The 16,555-nt window shown below is 71.4% G+C and carries 11 protein-coding genes; 6 read left to right on the forward strand and 5 right to left on the reverse strand.

Features of this window, described 5'->3' with window-relative positions; genetic code table 11:
• Window positions 1-188 precede the first annotated feature (188 nt).
• Entirely contained in the window at window positions 189-1,745 is a 1,557-nt protein-coding gene (locus ACZOOI_RS39790; protein ID WP_465281686.1) for a flavin-containing monooxygenase, read from the reverse strand.
• A 511-nt stretch (window positions 1,746-2,256) separates the two neighbouring features.
• On the opposite strand from ACZOOI_RS39790, the gene ACZOOI_RS39795 reads away from it, so the two are divergent.
• A complete protein-coding gene (locus tag ACZOOI_RS39795) occupies window positions 2,257-3,351 on the forward strand; it encodes a chitinase (protein WP_465284145.1) in 1,095 nt (364 codons plus the stop codon).
• A gap of 392 nt (window positions 3,352-3,743) precedes the next feature.
• Here the strand turns inward: ACZOOI_RS39795 and ACZOOI_RS39800 are convergent, their stop codons facing one another.
• A complete protein-coding gene (locus ACZOOI_RS39800) occupies window positions 3,744-3,962 on the reverse strand; it encodes a hypothetical protein (RefSeq protein WP_465281687.1) in 219 nt (72 codons plus the stop codon).
• A 475-nt stretch (window positions 3,963-4,437) separates the two neighbouring features.
• On the opposite strand from ACZOOI_RS39800, the gene ACZOOI_RS39805 reads away from it, so the two are divergent.
• Window positions 4,438-5,247: an alpha/beta hydrolase gene (locus ACZOOI_RS39805; RefSeq protein ID WP_465281688.1), complete on the forward strand. Its 810-nt coding sequence runs from the start codon at window positions 4,438-4,440 to the stop codon at window positions 5,245-5,247.
• A 56-nt stretch (window positions 5,248-5,303) separates the two neighbouring features.
• Here the strand turns inward: ACZOOI_RS39805 and ACZOOI_RS39810 are convergent, their stop codons facing one another.
• The 3 genes from ACZOOI_RS39810 to efeU all read right to left on the reverse strand — a co-directional run bounded on the left by ACZOOI_RS39810 (window position 5,304) and on the right by efeU (window position 9,682).
• Window positions 5,304-6,509, reverse strand: a complete 1,206-nt coding sequence (locus ACZOOI_RS39810; RefSeq protein WP_465281689.1) for a methyltransferase domain-containing protein — start codon at window positions 6,507-6,509, stop codon at window positions 5,304-5,306.
• 305 nt (window positions 6,510-6,814) lie between these two features.
• Complete coding sequence (gene nhaA, locus ACZOOI_RS39815) at window positions 6,815-8,701, reverse strand: Na+/H+ antiporter NhaA (protein WP_465281690.1); 1,887 nt, start codon at window positions 8,699-8,701, stop codon at window positions 6,815-6,817.
• Between the two features lie 138 nt (window positions 8,702-8,839).
• Entirely contained in the window at window positions 8,840-9,682 is an 843-nt protein-coding gene (gene efeU / locus ACZOOI_RS39820) for an iron uptake transporter permease EfeU (RefSeq protein WP_465281691.1), read from the reverse strand.
• A gap of 352 nt (window positions 9,683-10,034) precedes the next feature.
• On the opposite strand from efeU, the gene ACZOOI_RS39825 reads away from it, so the two are divergent.
• The 4 genes from ACZOOI_RS39825 to ACZOOI_RS39840 all read left to right on the forward strand — a co-directional run bounded on the left by ACZOOI_RS39825 (window position 10,035) and on the right by ACZOOI_RS39840 (window position 16,488).
• Entirely contained in the window at window positions 10,035-10,235 is a 201-nt protein-coding gene (locus ACZOOI_RS39825; RefSeq protein ID WP_465281692.1) for a hypothetical protein, read from the forward strand.
• Window positions 10,236-10,439: 204 nt separating this feature from the next.
• Entirely contained in the window at window positions 10,440-10,982 is a 543-nt protein-coding gene (locus tag ACZOOI_RS39830; protein WP_465281693.1) for a GNAT family N-acetyltransferase, read from the forward strand.
• 444 nt (window positions 10,983-11,426) lie between these two features.
• On the forward strand, window positions 11,427-14,795 hold the full coding sequence (locus tag ACZOOI_RS39835; protein ID WP_465281694.1) for a serine hydrolase: 3,369 nt from the start codon (window positions 11,427-11,429) through the stop codon (window positions 14,793-14,795).
• A gap of 343 nt (window positions 14,796-15,138) precedes the next feature.
• Window positions 15,139-16,488, forward strand: coding sequence for a M20/M25/M40 family metallo-hydrolase (locus ACZOOI_RS39840; protein ID WP_465281695.1), 1,350 nt, complete (start codon window positions 15,139-15,141; stop codon window positions 16,486-16,488).
• Window positions 16,489-16,555 lie beyond the last annotated feature (67 nt).

Consider the following 16,555-nt stretch of genomic DNA (forward strand, 5'->3'; position numbering starts at 1 on the left):
GTCACGGAATCACCCCCTGACGTTCCGGGGCCGGGATCCCCGTTCCGGCCCCGGAACACCCGTTCGTCCGGGCCCGATTCGGTCGGTCCCGCTGGGCACCGGACTCGGCCGGTCCGGTTCGGCCGGGCCCGATTCAGTCGGTGCCGCCGGCCACCGGACTCGGCCGGTCCGATTCGGCCGGGCCCGATTCAGTCGGTCCCGCTCGGTACCGGACTCGGCCGGTCCGAGCTGCGCCCGAAGCGCATTCCCCGGTCCCGGAGGGAGCCGTGGCGGAGCATCAGCACGTCGCGCGGATAGTTCTGGTGCAGCCGCCATGGGGTGGTCGGCCCCTGTTTGGGCAACAACGCGGTACCCCGCTGCACATAGCCGGACTTGAGGTCGATCAGCGGCTCCAGCGGTGCGTCGGCCGCGGGGGCCTGCGGCGTGCACACCTGGTAGTCGTGTGCGTCCATGTGGTTCAGCAGGCGGCATACGTACTCGCCGACCAGGTCGCACTTGAGCGTCCAGGAGGCGTTGGAATAGCCGATCGTGAGCGCGAAGTTGGGCACACCGGAGAGCATCATGCCCTTGTAGGCCACCGTCCGGGACGGTTCGACCGGTGTCCCGTCCACGCGCAGCGTCATGCCGCCGAGGGCGAGCAGGTTCAGCCCGGTCGCGGATACCACGATGTCTGCGGGCAGTTCGGCGCCGGACTCCAGGAGCACACCGGTCTCGGTGAAGCCGGCGATCGTGTCGGTGACGATCGAGGCGCGCTCGCCGCGCAGCGCGGTGAACAGGTCGCCGTCGGGGACGAAGCACATGCGTTGGTCCCACGGGTCGTAGCGGGGCGCGAAGTGGGTGTCCACGTCGTAGCCTTCGGGCAATCGGCGGATCGCGCCCCTGCGCAGCAGCGACTTCATCAGCGCGGGCGCTCGGCGTGAGACGTGGAAGGCGAGCATGGCCATGCCGATGTTCTTGGCCCGGATCAGCGAATACGCCGCCCGGTCCGGCAACACCCGGCGCAGCCGCGCGCCCAGCGCGTCGCGCGCGGGCAGCGCCATCACGTAGCCGGGCGAGCGCTGGAGCATGGTCACGTGCGCGGCCGTGCGGGCCAGCGCGGGGACCAGGGTGACGGCGGTCGCGCCGCTCCCGATCACCACGATCCGTCGGTCGGCGTGATCCAGGTCCTCGGGCCACGCCTGGGGGTGCACCACCGGGCCGGCGAACTTCTCGATACCGGGGAACTCGGGTGTGTAGCCCTGGTCGTAGCGGAAGTAGCCGGTGCACCCGAACAGGAACGAGCAGGTCAGTTCCACGCTTTCGGCATCGCCGCCACCGGCCGGGTCCGTGGCAGGCTCGGCGCCCGCGCCCGCGCCTGGCTCCGCGCTCGCGGGGGTACGAAGGGCCCGGACGGTCCAGCGGGCCGTCTCGGCGGACCACTCGGCCTCGACCACCCGGTGGCCGAAGCGCACCATCCGGTCCACGCCGTGCTCGCGTGCGGTGTCGCGGATGTAGTCCCGGATCGCCGCGCCTTCGGCGATCGACTCGGCGGCGGTCCACGGTCGGAACGAGTAGCCCAGGGTGTGCATGTCCGAGTCCGAGCGGATCCCGGGATAGCGGAACAGGTCCCAGGTCCCGCCGATCGCGTCGCGGCCCTCCAGGATCAGCACCGACTTGCCCGGTACACGCTGCCGCAGGTGACAGGCGGCGCCGATGCCGGAGAGGCCGGCTCCGACGATCAGGACGTCGACGTGTTCCGAGGCCATGCCAGTCCCCATTTCGCGATCGGACGCGTGCGGGTCGTCCGAGACCGGACCATGCGTACGACACCCCGGGTCGGCCGGCGCACACGCCTACCGGGTGGTGGTGGCCCGGCCACCGTATCGACGTGTTGTCGAAGTGGTCAACACTGTGTCGACTCGGTCGACGCGCAGTAGTGTCGGCGCGGCCGGTGTCGGCGTGGCGATGACCCCGCCGCAGTTCCTCCGCCCCGGAGACGTCGTCGAGGTCGAAGTGGAGTCCATCGGCGTGTTGCGCACTCCCATCGTCGGAGCGGACGAATACCGCAGGCGGGCCGGGGTTTCGGGCCCGGCGGCATTTGCCGGACTTTGCCGGTGGTCCAGACCTATTGACCGTAAGGTCTGGACCACTTTACGGTCGTGGCAATCGCACCACGTGAATCTCCGGGCCCGTCCCCGCCCGGGAGGCAGGCGTGCCACGCAGGACGTTCCTTCCGTGCCCGGTCGTGCTCGAAGTGCCGAAAGGGAATCGAGCATGATGGGTCGCACGTCACGCCTTCTGGGGGCCGCCCTCGCGGTCGCCTTCACCGTTGCCGGGTCGGTCGCGGCCGCACCGAACAACGCCGACACGAACGGCACTTCGCCTTCCCCGAAGCGCGCGAGCGCGCCGGTGGGCAGCACCTGCGCGGTCAAGTCGAAGCCCGCGGGCAAGGTGCTCCAGGGCTACTGGGAGAACTGGGACGGTGCGGTGAACGGTGTGCACCCGCCGTTCGGCTGGACCCCGATCACCGACTCGCGGATCGCCGCCCACGGCTACAACGTGCTCAACGCGGCCTTCCCGGTCATCCTCGGCGACGGCACCGCGCTGTGGCAGGACGGGATGGACTCGACCGTCAAGGTCGCGACGCCGACCGAGATGTGTCAGGCCAAGGAGGCCGGCGCCACCATCCTGATGTCCATCGGCGGGGCGGCGGCCGGCATCGACCTCAACTCCCGCACCGTCGCGGACCGGTTCATCGCGACCATCGTGCCGATCCTCAAGACCTACAACTTCGACGGCATCGACATCGACATCGAGACCGGCCTGGTCGGCGGTGGCAACATCAACACACTGTCCACCTCACAGGCCAACCTGGTGCACATCATCGACGGCATCCTCGCCCAGATGCCGAGCAACTTCGGCCTGACCATGGCACCCGAGACGGCCTACGTCACCGGCGGCAGCGTGGTCTACGGCTCGATCTGGGGCGCGTACCTGCCGATCGTGAAGAAGTACGCGGACAACGGTCGGCTGTGGTGGCTGAACATGCAGTACTACAACGGCAACATGTACGGCTGCTCGGGCGACTCGTACTCCGCCGGCACGGTCGCCGGCTTCACCGCGCAGACGGACTGCCTCAACCGCGGACTGGTCGTGCAGGGCACCACGATCAAGGTGCCCTTCGACAAGCAGGTTCCCGGGCTGCCCGCGCAACCGGGCGCGGGCGGCGGCTACATGACGCCGTCTCAGGTCGCCCAGGCATGGAACCGCTACAGCGGCGGCCTCAAGGGCCTGATGACCTGGTCGCTGAACTGGGACGGCTCCAAGAGCTGGTCCTTCGGCAACAACGTCAAGGCCCTCCAGGGTCGCTGACCGCACACCGGCGCCGCGGATCGCGGCGGTACCGCCGATGGCCGGTACCGCCGCGATCGGTGCGGTTGTGCGGCTGCCCGCCACCGCCATCGAGGAGGACCGGGACCTGCCCTCGATGAGTTGGGTGCGCAGGCCGGATGATCCGGTTCACCACGGAACGCGCCGCGTGAGCCGACGTCGACAATCCGCCCGCCGTGCCACGCGCGATCACCCCGCGGGCGACGAGGCGGCTCGGCCCGGCGGCGCCGACCGGGTTCACCGCGACGTGCCGCCGCCAGGGCGCGACGCCCTCGGCATACCCGGTGTCGTCTCGAAGGCATCCGAGCCTACGCGGCGGCGGAACCGGGCCGTTGCCGGGAGTCGGCCTCCGCCGAGCGGCGAGGGGAGGGGCGTCAGGTCCCGTCGATCTGCAATTCGACGAACACGTCCGGATCGAACGGGACCCAGCGGGCCGGGCGATCGCTGCCCACGATCCGCAGGCGGCACCAGTCCTGCCCGCGATCGCCGTGCCACCGGGCGTTGATCCGCCCGAGCGCCCAACTGCCGTCGCGATTACGGATCTCCACCGGCTCGTAGACGTGACGGATCTCCTCCTCCGGAGGAGCTTGCACCCACTTGGTCTCCGGGCCGTCGGCCGTGGACCGCTCTCGATGATCATTCGGCACAGTTCCACCCCTGATCCGCAGGCGACGGAGCGGTCTCGTCCGACTCGAATCCGTCGAAACCGGGCTTCTACACATCTGTAGAAACCATACATGAAGCCCATCGGCGACCGTTGCCCCACCACCGCACCCGACCCGGGCCGGGCAAGGGCACCGCGCCGGCCGCAACGGGTCGGGCGATAGGGCCGGTTCGCCGCATGCCGGTCGCGCGTACCGGCCGCGAGGGCGCCTGCCCGACCCGGCGGGACCGGTTTCGGCGCGCGATCGGGCGGCGGTGGTGACACAGTGGCGGTAAAGGATCTTCGTGTGGCCCGGTCGCAGGCGCGACCGGCGGGGCCGAGCGGCGTCGGTCGCACCGCTGCCCGCCACGAAGGCCGTCTCCGCGGCGATCCCCGGATCGAGCCATTCGCGAGCGAGGCGACGCATGACAACCAAGCGCACACCCGTCGTGTTCATCCATGGCCTGTGGCTGCACTCGACCAGTTGGCGGGCCTGGGCCGAGCGGTTTCGCGACGCGGGATACGAACCGCTGATGCCGGAGTGGCCCGGTGTTCCCGACACTGTCCTGGCGGCCCGCCGACAGCCGGAGCAGCAGGGCGGCGTCGGTCTCGCGGAGATCGCCGAGGCGCACGTCCGGGTGATTCGCGAGTTGCCCTCCCCGCCCGTCCTGGTCGGTCACTGCGTCGGCGGCTTCATTGCCCAGCGGCTGTTGGGCGAGGGGCTCGCCGCGGCGACCGTGGCGATCTGTCCCGGCCGGATCAAGGGGGTCAAGGCGATCGGTCCGGCCCAGGCGAAGTCGGCGTTCCCGTTCCTGCGCAATCCCGCCAACACCAAGCGCGCGGTGTCGCTGAATCAGGACCGGTTCCGCTACGCCTTCGCCAACGCCGTCTCCCGCAAGGAGTCCGAGGACCTGTTCGCGGCGTGGACGATCCCCAGTCCGGCCCGGCCGCTCTTCCAGTTGATGCTGGGCAACCTCACCCCGAACTCGGCCGCGAGGGTGGCCACCGAGAACCAGTCCCGCGGACCGCTCCTGCTCCTGTCCGGGAAGCTGGACCACACCGTGCCGGACGTGCTGACCCGCGCCACCTTCAAGCGATACGGCAAGTCCCGTGCCACCACCGAATATCGCTGTTTCGACGACCGCGGCCACTCGCTGATCGTCGACCACGGTTGGCCCGACATCGCGGACGCCTCGCTGACCTGGCTCGCCGACGCCGGCTTCCCGCGGGCCTGACCCGCGACAGGTCCCGATCACCCCCGGCGCGGCGGCGCCGGGTGTGCCGAGCCGGGTCACTCGCTCGGGGGCGGTGTCCAGTCGTGGGCCGGCGCGACGAGGGGGTGGTCGCGGCTGCGGTACCAGGGTTGTTGCTCGACCGTGTCGTCGTCGGCGAGGCGTACGGTGAGGCCGAACTCGTGAATGGAGGGACGGCCCTGGGAATGCCACCAGTACCAGGTCGCCTCGACCTCGTCCCACAACCGGCGGGGGCCGGACTGGCGAATCGTCGGCGGCTCGCCGACGGCGAAGTGGGCGGCGGCGATCGAGTGGCCGTGGCCGGTGTCGGCGCCGTAGAGCCACAACGTGCCGCCGAGCGCGCCGTGCAAGACCGGGCGGGCCAGGCAGTCGGGCACACACAGGCCCAGCACCAGGGCCACCGGGTCGAACGGGCCGCCCACCACGTCGTCGTAGCCGAGCGTGGTGGTGGTCGGATGCGCGTAGGCGGCCCAGTCCTCGGGGAGCGCGGCGCCGCCGTAGCGGCCCCAGTGCGGGTGATGCGCACGCAGCTTCATGAATGCGGTGGCCAGGGTGAACGGCCCGCTGGCGGTGCGGCGATCCGGGTCGACGACCAGGCGCAGCGCGCAGTCGCCGCTGCCGTAGTCGGTGCCCCACGGGAGCACGATCACCGCGCCCGGCGCGGCCTGTTCGACCCACGCCGACGGCACGCGCCGGACCCCCGCGGTGACTTGGATGCGTTCGTACGGGCTGCCCGCCCGGTGGCCGAGCGTGCCGTCGCCGGTGACCACCTCGACGAAGTTGCCGAATCCGGCGGCGGCCAGGTTCTCCCGTGCCCGGCGGGCCAGTTGCGGGTCGACCTCGATCGAGGTCACCCGGCAGCCGCGCGCCGCCAGCAAGCCGGCGCTGTAGCCGGTGCCGGTGCCGACCTCCAACACCCGCATGCCCGGCGCCGCGTCCAGGTCGTAGAGCATCTCCGCGAGCGTGGACGGGGTGGAGGCCGACGAGGTGGCCAGCCGCCCGGCGGCGGTGCCGGTGTGCCGGCCGTCGTCCCACTGGGTCACCAGCGCCCGATCCGAATAGACCGCCCGGCGCCAGGCCTCCGGATCGCGATCGCGGTCCAACGGCGCATCGCTGTCGTCCGGCCAGATCCGGGCGGGCACGAAGTCCTCGCGGGCCACCATGCCGAACACCGATTCCCAGCCCGCCGGAAGAACGTCCTTGCCCTTCAGCAGGGCCGTGAGTGTGTCGGGCCCCACCGTCATGACACGAACCGTCGATCGGATAAGACGGACTGACCGAGCATCGTGAACCAACCTTTCCGGAGGCGACTACTCACCGCACCCTAGGAACCCCGAAGCGTAATCGTCAAGGCATCAAAGGAACTTGCCGTGCCAACGAAGCACCACCCGCAGGAGTGCCCGGATCCGGGCAATACGACGGTCCGTCGGGTCGGCGACGGGCCGATGCGAGCGCTCGGCGGTGTGAAGTCACGGCGTGCTCACGGCGGTTGATCGGTTCGGGCGGGAGGTGCCGGCGGCGCGGTCCTGCCACCGACCGACCCGGCCGCTCAGCGGTCCATCAGCGCGCGCTCCTTGGCTGCGTGCACTGCAGTGGTGAGTCCGTCGATGTCGTACGGGCCGTGGTGGCGGCGGCCGTTGACGAAGAACGTCGGAGTGCCGGAGACCCCGCTCAGGTCGGCGGACTCCTCGTCCTCCGTCACCCGGTCGGCGCCGCGATGGGCGCGCAGCGCGATCCGGAACTCCTCCACATCCAGTCCCAGCGCCTTCGCGTGGGCGAGCAGATCGCCGGGCTTGAGCGCGTCCTGGTTCTGCAGGAGACGGTCGAGCATCTCCCAGAACGCGCCCTGCTCGGCCGCCGCCTCGGCGGCGATCGCGGCCAGTCGGGCCCGCGGATGCACGTCCGGCAGCGGCAGGTGGCGCCACACGTAGCGCACGTCGCCGAAGTCGGCGAGCAGTTCGCGCACCACCGGCTCGGCCAGACCGCAGTAGGGGCATTCGAAGTCGCCGTACTCCACCAGCGTCACCGGGGCGTCGATCGGACCGCGGATGTGGTCGCGCTCGGGGTCCACCGGCACGGCCAGGTCGACCAGGCTCTGGGCGGTGCCCAGCAGTGCCCGCGAGCGGGCCGGGCGCGGCATCGCGGCGATCGCCACCGAGACCAGCCAGGTCACCACGAACGAGCAGACCACGGCGCTGAGTACGCCCACCTTGGCCTCGTCGAGCCGCTCACCCTCGAAGGCCAGCGTGGCGATCAGCAGCGACACGGTGAAGCCCACCCCGGCGATCGCGCCGCCGCCGACCACGGCACCCCAGCCGACCGGCGGGCGCAGCCGACCGCGACTGAACCGGGTGGTCAGCGCGGAGGTGCCGATGATGCCCAACGGCTTGCCCACCACGTAGCCGACCAGGATGCCCAGCGTCACCGGCGAGGTGAAGGCCCGGGAGATCAGCCCGGCGTCGAGCGTGATGCCGGCGTTGGCCAGCGCGAACAGCGGCACGATCACGTAGCTGGTCCACGGGTGGTACATCCGCTGTAGGCGCTCGTTCGGCGACAGGGCCGCCGCCATGCCCAGCCGGGCGGTGCGTTCCAGCTCCGGGGTGGGCTGTTCGCGGAACGAGCGGAACAGGCCGGTGGCCCGTTCCAATTCGGCCCGCGACGCCGGGTAGGCGAAGGTCAGCAGGCCCATCACCAGGCCGACCACCACCGGATCCACGCCCGACTTGAGCACCGCGACCCAGGTGATCACGCCGAGTACGCCGTACGCGCTGCCGCGCCGTACCTTCGCGGTGCGCACCAGCACGATCACCACCAGCATCGCCAGCGCCACCAGAAGCGCGGGCACGTCGATGTGGTCGCTGTAGGCGACCGCGATCACCACCAGGGCGATGAAGTCGTCCACCACGGCGACGGTCAGGATGAAGGTGTGCAGCCTGCGGGGGAAGCGGCTGCCGAGCAGTGCGAGCATGCCCAGCGCGAAGGCCGTGTCGGTGGACATCGCGGCACCCCACCCGTGCACCGAGGACTCGCCCGCGTTGATCGCCAGGTAGATCAACACCGGCACCGCCATGCCGCTGAGGCCGGCCAGCAACGGCAGGGTCAACCGGCGCCGTTCGCGCAGTTCTCCCATGTCGAACTCGCGCCGGGCCTCCAGGCCGACCACGAAGAAGAACAGCGTCATCAGCCCGCTGTTGACCCATTCGCGCAGGTCAAGGGAGACACCGGAGTCGCCGAGCCGCACCGACAGGTGGGTGTGCCACAACGATTCGTAGGAGTCGGGGCCGATGTTCGCCCAGGCCAGGGCGACCAGGGTGGCGGCGAGCAGCACGGTCGCACTGCCGCTCTCGGTCCGGATGAACGCCCAGCGCGCGGTGCGTGCGCCCCCTTCGTCGAGCGACTGCCCGGCCAGACCCTCGTCGCTGGTCGGCTGCGTCATGCGGATGCCCCCTGTGTACGTGCCGCGCTCCCCGGCGGAAGCGGATCAGAGGATATCGGCCGGTTGCTCACCACATGATCACCGCGTCGCCCGTCGCCCCCCGGATCGGCGGCGGGGTGCGTCCACCGCGCTCGTGGGTCAGGCGGCGGCCGGGGACTCCTGCGCCGCCGGGGTGTTGGTGCGGCCCTTGGGGAGGAGGAAGAACAGGGCCATGACGGGGAGGAGGTAGAGCAGCCAGACGGTGGTCTGGAGGACGGTGGGGTCGGGTTGGAAGTTGAGGATGCCCTTGAGCAGGGTGCCGTACCAGCTGTCCGGGGGGATGGTGTCGGTGATGTCGAAGGCGCGGTTGTTCAGGCCGGGGAGGAAGTCGGCCTCCTGGAGGTCGTGGATGCCGTAGGCGAGGACGCCGGCGGCGACGACGACCAGGCCGGCGCCGGTCCACAGGAAGAATTTGGCCAGGTCGATCCGGATCGCGCCGGCGTAGAAGAGGTATCCGAGGACGACGGCGGTGGCCAGGCCGAGGGCGACGCCGATCATCGGTTCGGTGTTCTCGCCGGTGGAGCGGGCGGTGCCCCAGACGATGACGGCGGTCTCCAGGCCCTCGCGGCCCACGGACAGGAACGCGGTCAGCACCAGCGCGCCGGTGCCCATCGCCAACGCGTGGTCGAGCCGGCCCTGCAACTGCGCCTTCAGCGCGTGCGAGGTGCGTCGCATCCAGAAGATCATCCAGGTCACCAGCAGCACCGCGACGATGGACAGCGAGCCGCCGAACAGTTCCTGTTGTTCGAAGGTCATCTCGGCGGAGGTCAGTTCGAGGGTCGCCTCCAGCGCGACGCTCAGCGCCACCGCGGCGGCGACCCCGGCCCACACCGCCGGCAACGCGTCCCGACGCTCGCTCTTGACGAGGTAGGCGATCAGGATGCTGACCACCAGAGCCGCTTCCAGGCCCTCGCGCAGACCTATCAGGTAGTTGGCGAACACAGGTGACCCCGCTCAGGATTTCGAACACGTCTTCAATTAGGCGAGCCTCACCAAAGCACCCGCCCGGACGGGGCGTCAACATGGCGTGCGTCATGCCGAATGCGGCGGACCGGCTCGCTCGGGCTCGCTCGGGCTTGCTCGGGTGCCGCTCGGGTGTGTCGTTGGCAATCTTGCGCTGATTCGGGGTGGTTCGGTGTCATACGGCGTCGAGAGCCTGTGCGATGAACGTCGCCGGCCGAGACTTTCGAAGCGCCCGTCTGGCAAGCCGAGCGTCGGCGTTGTTACGGATATGTCGCGCATTCGTGATCATTCGGCAGCCGTGGGCGTCTCCTGGGGCGGGCAGCGGCTCGACATGACGCAGCACGATGCATCCCGGGAGTCAGGTGCCGACGAATTGGCCGCCCTGGTGTGGCAGGCCCGTCGGTGGAGCGAGTCCGCGCCGGATTCGGCGGCCGAGCCGCCGTTGCCCGGCGGGTCCGGGAATTCCTTGCGCGCCCGGGTGCGTCGCCTGGTGGCGAATCGCCCCGAACAGGAGCCGCCGCGCGACTCGTGACGCGCCCTTCGTGCTCCGCCCCCGCGATCCGCCCCCCCGCGATCCGCGACCACCGCACCGGGGCGGTGGGCGCGGTCGGCGCCCTGGGTATTGTCGGTCGCCTCGAGCGATTGCGCCCGTCGCGTCCCCGGAGCACCGGCTTCGTACGCTGCCGACTCCCGGGTGCCGCAGACGGTGCCGACGGCGACCGGACGGAGTCGGATCATGAGTGGCGGCGACCAGGTGTCCTTGCGTCCGGTGACGGAAGCGGACATATCCCTGCTCGAACGGTTCCTGACCGACCCCGAGGCGGTCGGGCCGTTCTCCTGGTACGGCTGGTCGGATCCGGGATATTGGCGTCGCCAGTGGGCGGAGAACGGCCTGCTCGGCGACGACCGGGGGCTGTTGCTGGTGGTCTGCGGCACGGAGGTGTCGGGCTTCGTGGCCTGGCGCAAGATCGTCACCTCGCGCACCGCGTACTGCTGGAACGTCGGGATCAACCTGTTCCCCGAGGCGCGCGGTCGAGGGCTCGGCACCCGGGCCCAACTCCTGCTGGTGCGCTACCTGTTCGCACACACCCAGGTGGCCCGGATCGAGGCCGGCACCGAGGTGGACAACCTGGCCGAGCAACGCGCCCTGGAGAAGGTCGGGTTCACCCGCGAGGGCGTGGCGCGTGCCTACACCTTCCGCGATGGTCGATGGCGCGACGTGGCGTTCTACGCCATCCTGCGCGACGAGCTCGCGCCGCCGGCCGACGGATCCCGCTAGCGGAGTCACATCCGGCCACCCCGCACGCGTCCCCTCCAGCCAGCGGCCGGCTCCGTCCCGCACGCCCTCCATCCGCCGGCCCGCGCGTCCCCCGTCCAACGGCCCGCCCCGCCCCCGGTTGCCCGTTTACCGCCCGCCCCGGGCCTCCCGTTTACCGGCCGGTCCCGGCCCGCGCTTGGTGGGATGGCACCGAAAGCGGGGGCGTCCCTCGTCCGCGCCTACGAAGTCCACCGTGTTCGCACCCGGCTAGCGTCAGGGCAGCGCCGCGAGAGACTTCGACACCACCGACGAGCGCCGGCACTCTCCGCTGCGGTCACCCCGCGCCGCGCGAGGTTCGGTTTCGGCGTCCATCGGAGACTCGCCGCCCCGGTTCTCGCCGGGCGTTCCCGGTCCCGGACCGACCGGGGCGGCGACCGGGACGGGCCGACCAGGATGGAGAAAGCCATGACACGACGTCTGCGTCTGGACGATCTGAACGCGATCGCACTGCCGGAGCAGCCGGTGATCTCCCCCGATGGCACCCGGGTGCTCTATACCCTGGTCGGCGTCGATCCGCAGGCGGACCGCAACGTGCGCTCCCTGTGGCAGGTCGCCACCGCGGGCGGCGAGCCGGAAAAGCTCACTGAAGGCCCCTCGGACAGCACACCCGTGTGGTCACCGGACGGCACCCGGGTGGTGTTCCTGCGCGCGGTCGACGGCCCGCCGCAGCTGTGGGAACTGCCGCTCGACGGCGGCGAGCCGCGCCGGCTGACCCGACTGCCGATGGGCGCCGGCCAGCCGGTGTGGAGCCCCGACGGCACCCGCCTGGCCTTCGGCGCCGTGGTCGACATCCATGCCGTCGCGGGCGAGGACGAGTCCGCGAAGGCCGCCCGGGCGAACGCGCCGATGGTCATCGACCGCCTGGACTACCAGGTGGACGGCGTCGGCCTGCTGGGCACCCTGCGCAAGCACGTGCACGTGCTGGACCTGGCCTCCGGCGAGGTCACCCGGGTCACCGAGGGCGACTGGCACGCGAGCGACCCGACCTGGTCGCCGGACGGACGACGACTGGCCTACGGTGCGGGGCCGGGCCCGGACACCGACCTGACCATGCAATCCGCGGCATACGTCCTCGACCTGTCCACCCCCGGTGCGACGGCCGTACGCGTGGGCCCCGCGGAGGGCATGGCCGGCTGGGTCGGCTGGACCCCCGACGGCGAATCCCTGCTGGTGCTGGGCGCCGAGCACACCCGCACCGGGCACACCCGCCTGCTGCGCGTCCCGCTCGCCGGCGGCCCCACCGAAGACCTCGCCGGGGCGCTGGACCGCAACGTGATGCCCGGCGGCGCCGGTTACCCGGGCGCGTTGCCGCAGGCCACGCCCGAGGGCCGGGAACTCCTGTTCTGCGTCCGCGAGGCCGGCAACACCCACCTGTACGCGCTCGACCTGGCAAGCGGCGGCACGCGCCTGGTGCTCGGTGGTACCGGCAGATCCGTCTCCGGCCTCTCCGTGCCCACCACCCCCGGCCCCGTCGCCACCGTGCTGTCCACCCCCTCCTCGTACGCCGAGGTCGTCCTGGTGGACCCGGCCGACGGCACCGAGCGGGTGCTCACCGCGCACGGCGCGCAGTCCCTGCCGGACGTCGAGCTGTACACCCTGGTCGACCGCCGGTTCACCCTCGTCGACGGCACCGTCGTGCACGGCCGACTGCTGCGCGACCCGAAGACGACCGGCCCCTCGCCGGTGCTGATGGACATCCACGGCGGCCCGCACAACGCGTGGAGCGGCTCGGCCGACCCGGTGCACCTCTACCACCAGGTGCTGGCCGAGCGCGGCTGGACCATCCTGCTGATCAACCCGCGGGCCAGCGACGGCTACGGCGAGGAGTTCTTCGCCGCCACCGTCGGCGCGTGGGGCGAGATGGACGCCGCGGACTTCCTGGAGCCGCTGGACGAACTGGTCGCCGAGGGCATCGCCGACCCGCAGCGCCTGGCCGTCGCCGGCTACAGCTACGGCGGCTTCATGACGTGCTACCTCACCAGCCGCGACCGGCGTTTCGCGGCGGCCGTCGCGGGCGGCGTGGTCAGCGATCTGACCAGCCTGGCCGGCACCTCGGACCTCGGCTCCTACATGTCCCGGGCCGAGTTCGACGGCACCCCGTGGGACGCACCCGAGCTGTACGCGCGGTCGAACCCGTTCGCCAAGGTGGGCGACGTCGAAACGCCCACGCTGATCCTGCAGGGCGGCGCCGACGTGCGCTGTCCGCTGGGCCAGGCCCAGCAGTGGTTCGCCGCGCTGCGCGAGCGGCACGTGCCCACCCGGATGGTGCTCTACCCCGAGGGGTCGCACCTGTTCATCCTCTCGGGCCCGCCTTCGCACCGACTGGACTGGAACCGCCGGATCGTCGACTGGGTCGAGCAGTACGCCGGATCCGCCGGCCGCGTCCGGCCGGCCGCGCTGGACGCCGCGCACTGGCAGCGCCGGCTGACCACGCTGGCCGAGCGGCACAAGATCCCGGGGGCGACCCTGGGCATCCTGCGCATCGACGAGCACGCGTCGGACGATCTGGTCGAGGCCGCGTACGGTGTGCTCAACCTGAACACCGGGGTCCCGGTGACCACGGACTCGGTGTTCCAGATCGGCTCGATCACCAAGGTGTGGACCACGACGCTGGTCATGCAACTGGTCGAGGACGGGCTGCTGGACCTGGACCAGCCGCTGAGCGAGGTGCTGCCGGAACTGCGGCTGTCCGACCCGGAACTGGCCAAGCAGATCACCATGCGCCACCTGCTCACCCACACGAGTGGCATCGAAGGGGACCGGTTCATCGACACCGGACGCGGCGACGACTGCCTGGCCAAGTACGTGGCGACCCTCGGCGACGCGACGCAGGTGTTCCCGCCCGGCGGCGCCTGGTCGTACTGCAACTCCGGCTTCACGCTGGCCGGACGGGTGATCGAACACCTCACCGGCAAGACCTGGGACCAGGTGTTGCGCGAGCGGCTGAGCGGGCCGCTGGGCCTGGAACGCACCATCACGCTGCCCGAGGAGGCGCTGCTGCTGCGCGCCGCGGTCGGCCACGTGTCCGAGGACGGCGGCACGCCGCAGGTCGCCCCGGTGTGGATGTTGCCCCGCTCGGCCGGACCCGCCGGGCTGATCGGTTCCACCTCGGCGGAGCTGCTGCGGTTCGCCCGGCTGCACCTGGCCGACGGTGCGACCGCCGACGGAACCCGGCTTCTGGGCGCCGAGCACGCCCTCGCGATGCGCGAGAAGCAGGTCGAGGTGGCCGACCTGTCGGTCACCGGCGCCTCGTGGGGCCTGGGCTGGCACCGCTACGAGTGGGACGGCCACGAGGTGTTCGGCCACGACGGCGGCACCATCGGGCAGTTCGCCTTCCTCCGGACCATTCCCGAACTGGGCCTGGCGGTGTCGCTGTTGACCAACGGCGGGGACGCGCCGGAACTGTACGAGGACCTGTTCCGGGAGATCTTCGCCGAGGTCGCGCAGGTCGCCCTGCCCGAGTTGTTCGCCCCGCCGGCCGAGCCGCCGGCCGTGGACGCCGAGCGCTACGTCGGCGTGTACGAGCGCGCCATGCAGCGTGCCGAGGTGCGCACGACCCCCGAGGGCCTGGTGCTGCGGATCCAGCTGACCGGGGAACTCGCGGACACCCTCCCCGACGCCGTGCAGGAAATGTCGTTGGTTCCGGTGGCCGAGGACCTGTTCGCGCTCCGCACGCCCGGATCGACGATCTGGCGCGAGACGACCTTCGGCACCTTCGAGACGGGCGAGCGCTACCTGTTCGTGAACGGGCAGGTCACGCCGCGGGTGAACTGACGGCTGTCGCACCCGCTGCCACCCACACCGCCTCCGGCACGGAGGCGGGCAGGATCACCGCGTTCCCCCCGTGACGCGGTGCCGACCGGTCCCTCGTCTCGCCCCGTGCGAGACGGGGGACCGATGTCGTCGTTTGGGGGCGACCGCTCCCGGTCGGGTGGGCCGCCGGCCGGACTCCGTCCGGCGGCCTCACCAGGATCCGCCGGCCAGGGCCTACCGCCACCCGGGTGAGCCTCCGGTGGCGTCGCGCGGCGTGCCGTTCGTTGCCCCCCGATTCGGGCGAGCATGGGTCGGGCGACGCGATCGGCGCACCGTGCCCGGCGCGCGGTTAGGGGCATGACGAATGGACGAGCTGACCACACGGGTCGACGGCATGCTCGACGAACTCTGCGAGGACCTGCGGCGGCTCACCCGGATTCCGTCGATCGCATTCCCCGGCCATCCGCCGGAGCCGGTGCAGCAGGCTCACGACATGCTGGTCGGGCTGCTGCGCGAGGCCGGGGTGCAGGACGTCGCCGCACTGCGGCTGCCGGACACCTCGCCGGTGATCACGGGTCACATCCCGCCCCCGCACCCGGATGCGCCGACCGTGCTGCTGTACGGCCACTACGACGTGCAGCCCGCCGGGGACGAGTCGTTGTGGACGACGCAGCCGTTCGAACCGACCGACGTCGACGGCGCGATCCACGGGCGCGGGGTGGCCGACGACAAGTCGAACCTGATCGTGCACCTGGGCGCGCTGCGGGCCTTCGACGGGCGGCCGCCGGTGGGGATCCGGATCGTGTTCGAGGGGCAGGAGGAGTACGGCAGCGAGTTCGACGACTACCCGCCGACCCACCCGGACGAGTTCGCGTGCGACGCGATGGTGATCGCCGACATGGGCAATGTCCGCCCGGGCACCGGCACGCTGACGGTGGCGCTGCGCGGGGTGGTCGAGGTGATCGTCGAGGTGCGCACCCTCGAAGAGGCCAAGCACAGCGGCAACTTCGGCGGGGCGGCGCCCGATGCGCTGTTGGTCCTGTTGCACGCCCTGGCCGCGCTGCACGACGCGAACGGCGACGTGGCGGTGCCGGGCCTGCGCCGCGAGCAGTGGTCGGGCGGCGGTTGGGACGAGGAGGAGTTCCGCCGGCTGGCCGGGATCCGCGAGGGCATGCCGCTGATCGGCACCGGAAACCTGGGCTCGCGCTTGTGGTCGGGACCGGCGATCACGGTCATCGGCCTGGACGCGCCCTCGGTCGAACGAGCCGCATCCGCCGTGGTGCCGGCCGCCCGGGCAAAGCTGAACATGCGTTGCCATCCGGCCCAGGATCCGGCGGAGGCGCAGCGCCTGCTGATCGAATTCCTGGTCGGGCTACGGCCGTTCGGGGTGCCGCTGCGGGTGACCCAGGCCGGCGCGCCGGGCTCCGGGTTCGCCGCGGCCAGCGACGGGCCCGCCTACCGGGCCGCGCACGAGGCGCTGCGCACGGCGTGGGGCGCGGAGCCGGTACACGCGGCGGCGGGCGGATCGATTCCGTTGGTCAACAGCCTGGCGGCGGCCCAACCGAACGCGGAGATCCTGCTGTTCGGGGCGCAGGACAGCATGTGCAACCTGCACGGGCCCAACGAGCGGGTGCTGGTGAGCGAACTGCGCGACGCGGTGGTGGCGGAGGCCGCGTTCTTCGCCGCGTACGCGGAGCGCTTCGGGCGCGGCTAGTGCCTGCTGCGAACCTCCCTGTTCGACAGGGGCTTTCGCCGTCGGAGTCGACACCCGCGGAGGTCCC

This window comes from Embleya sp. L77 (assembly GCF_055557415.1).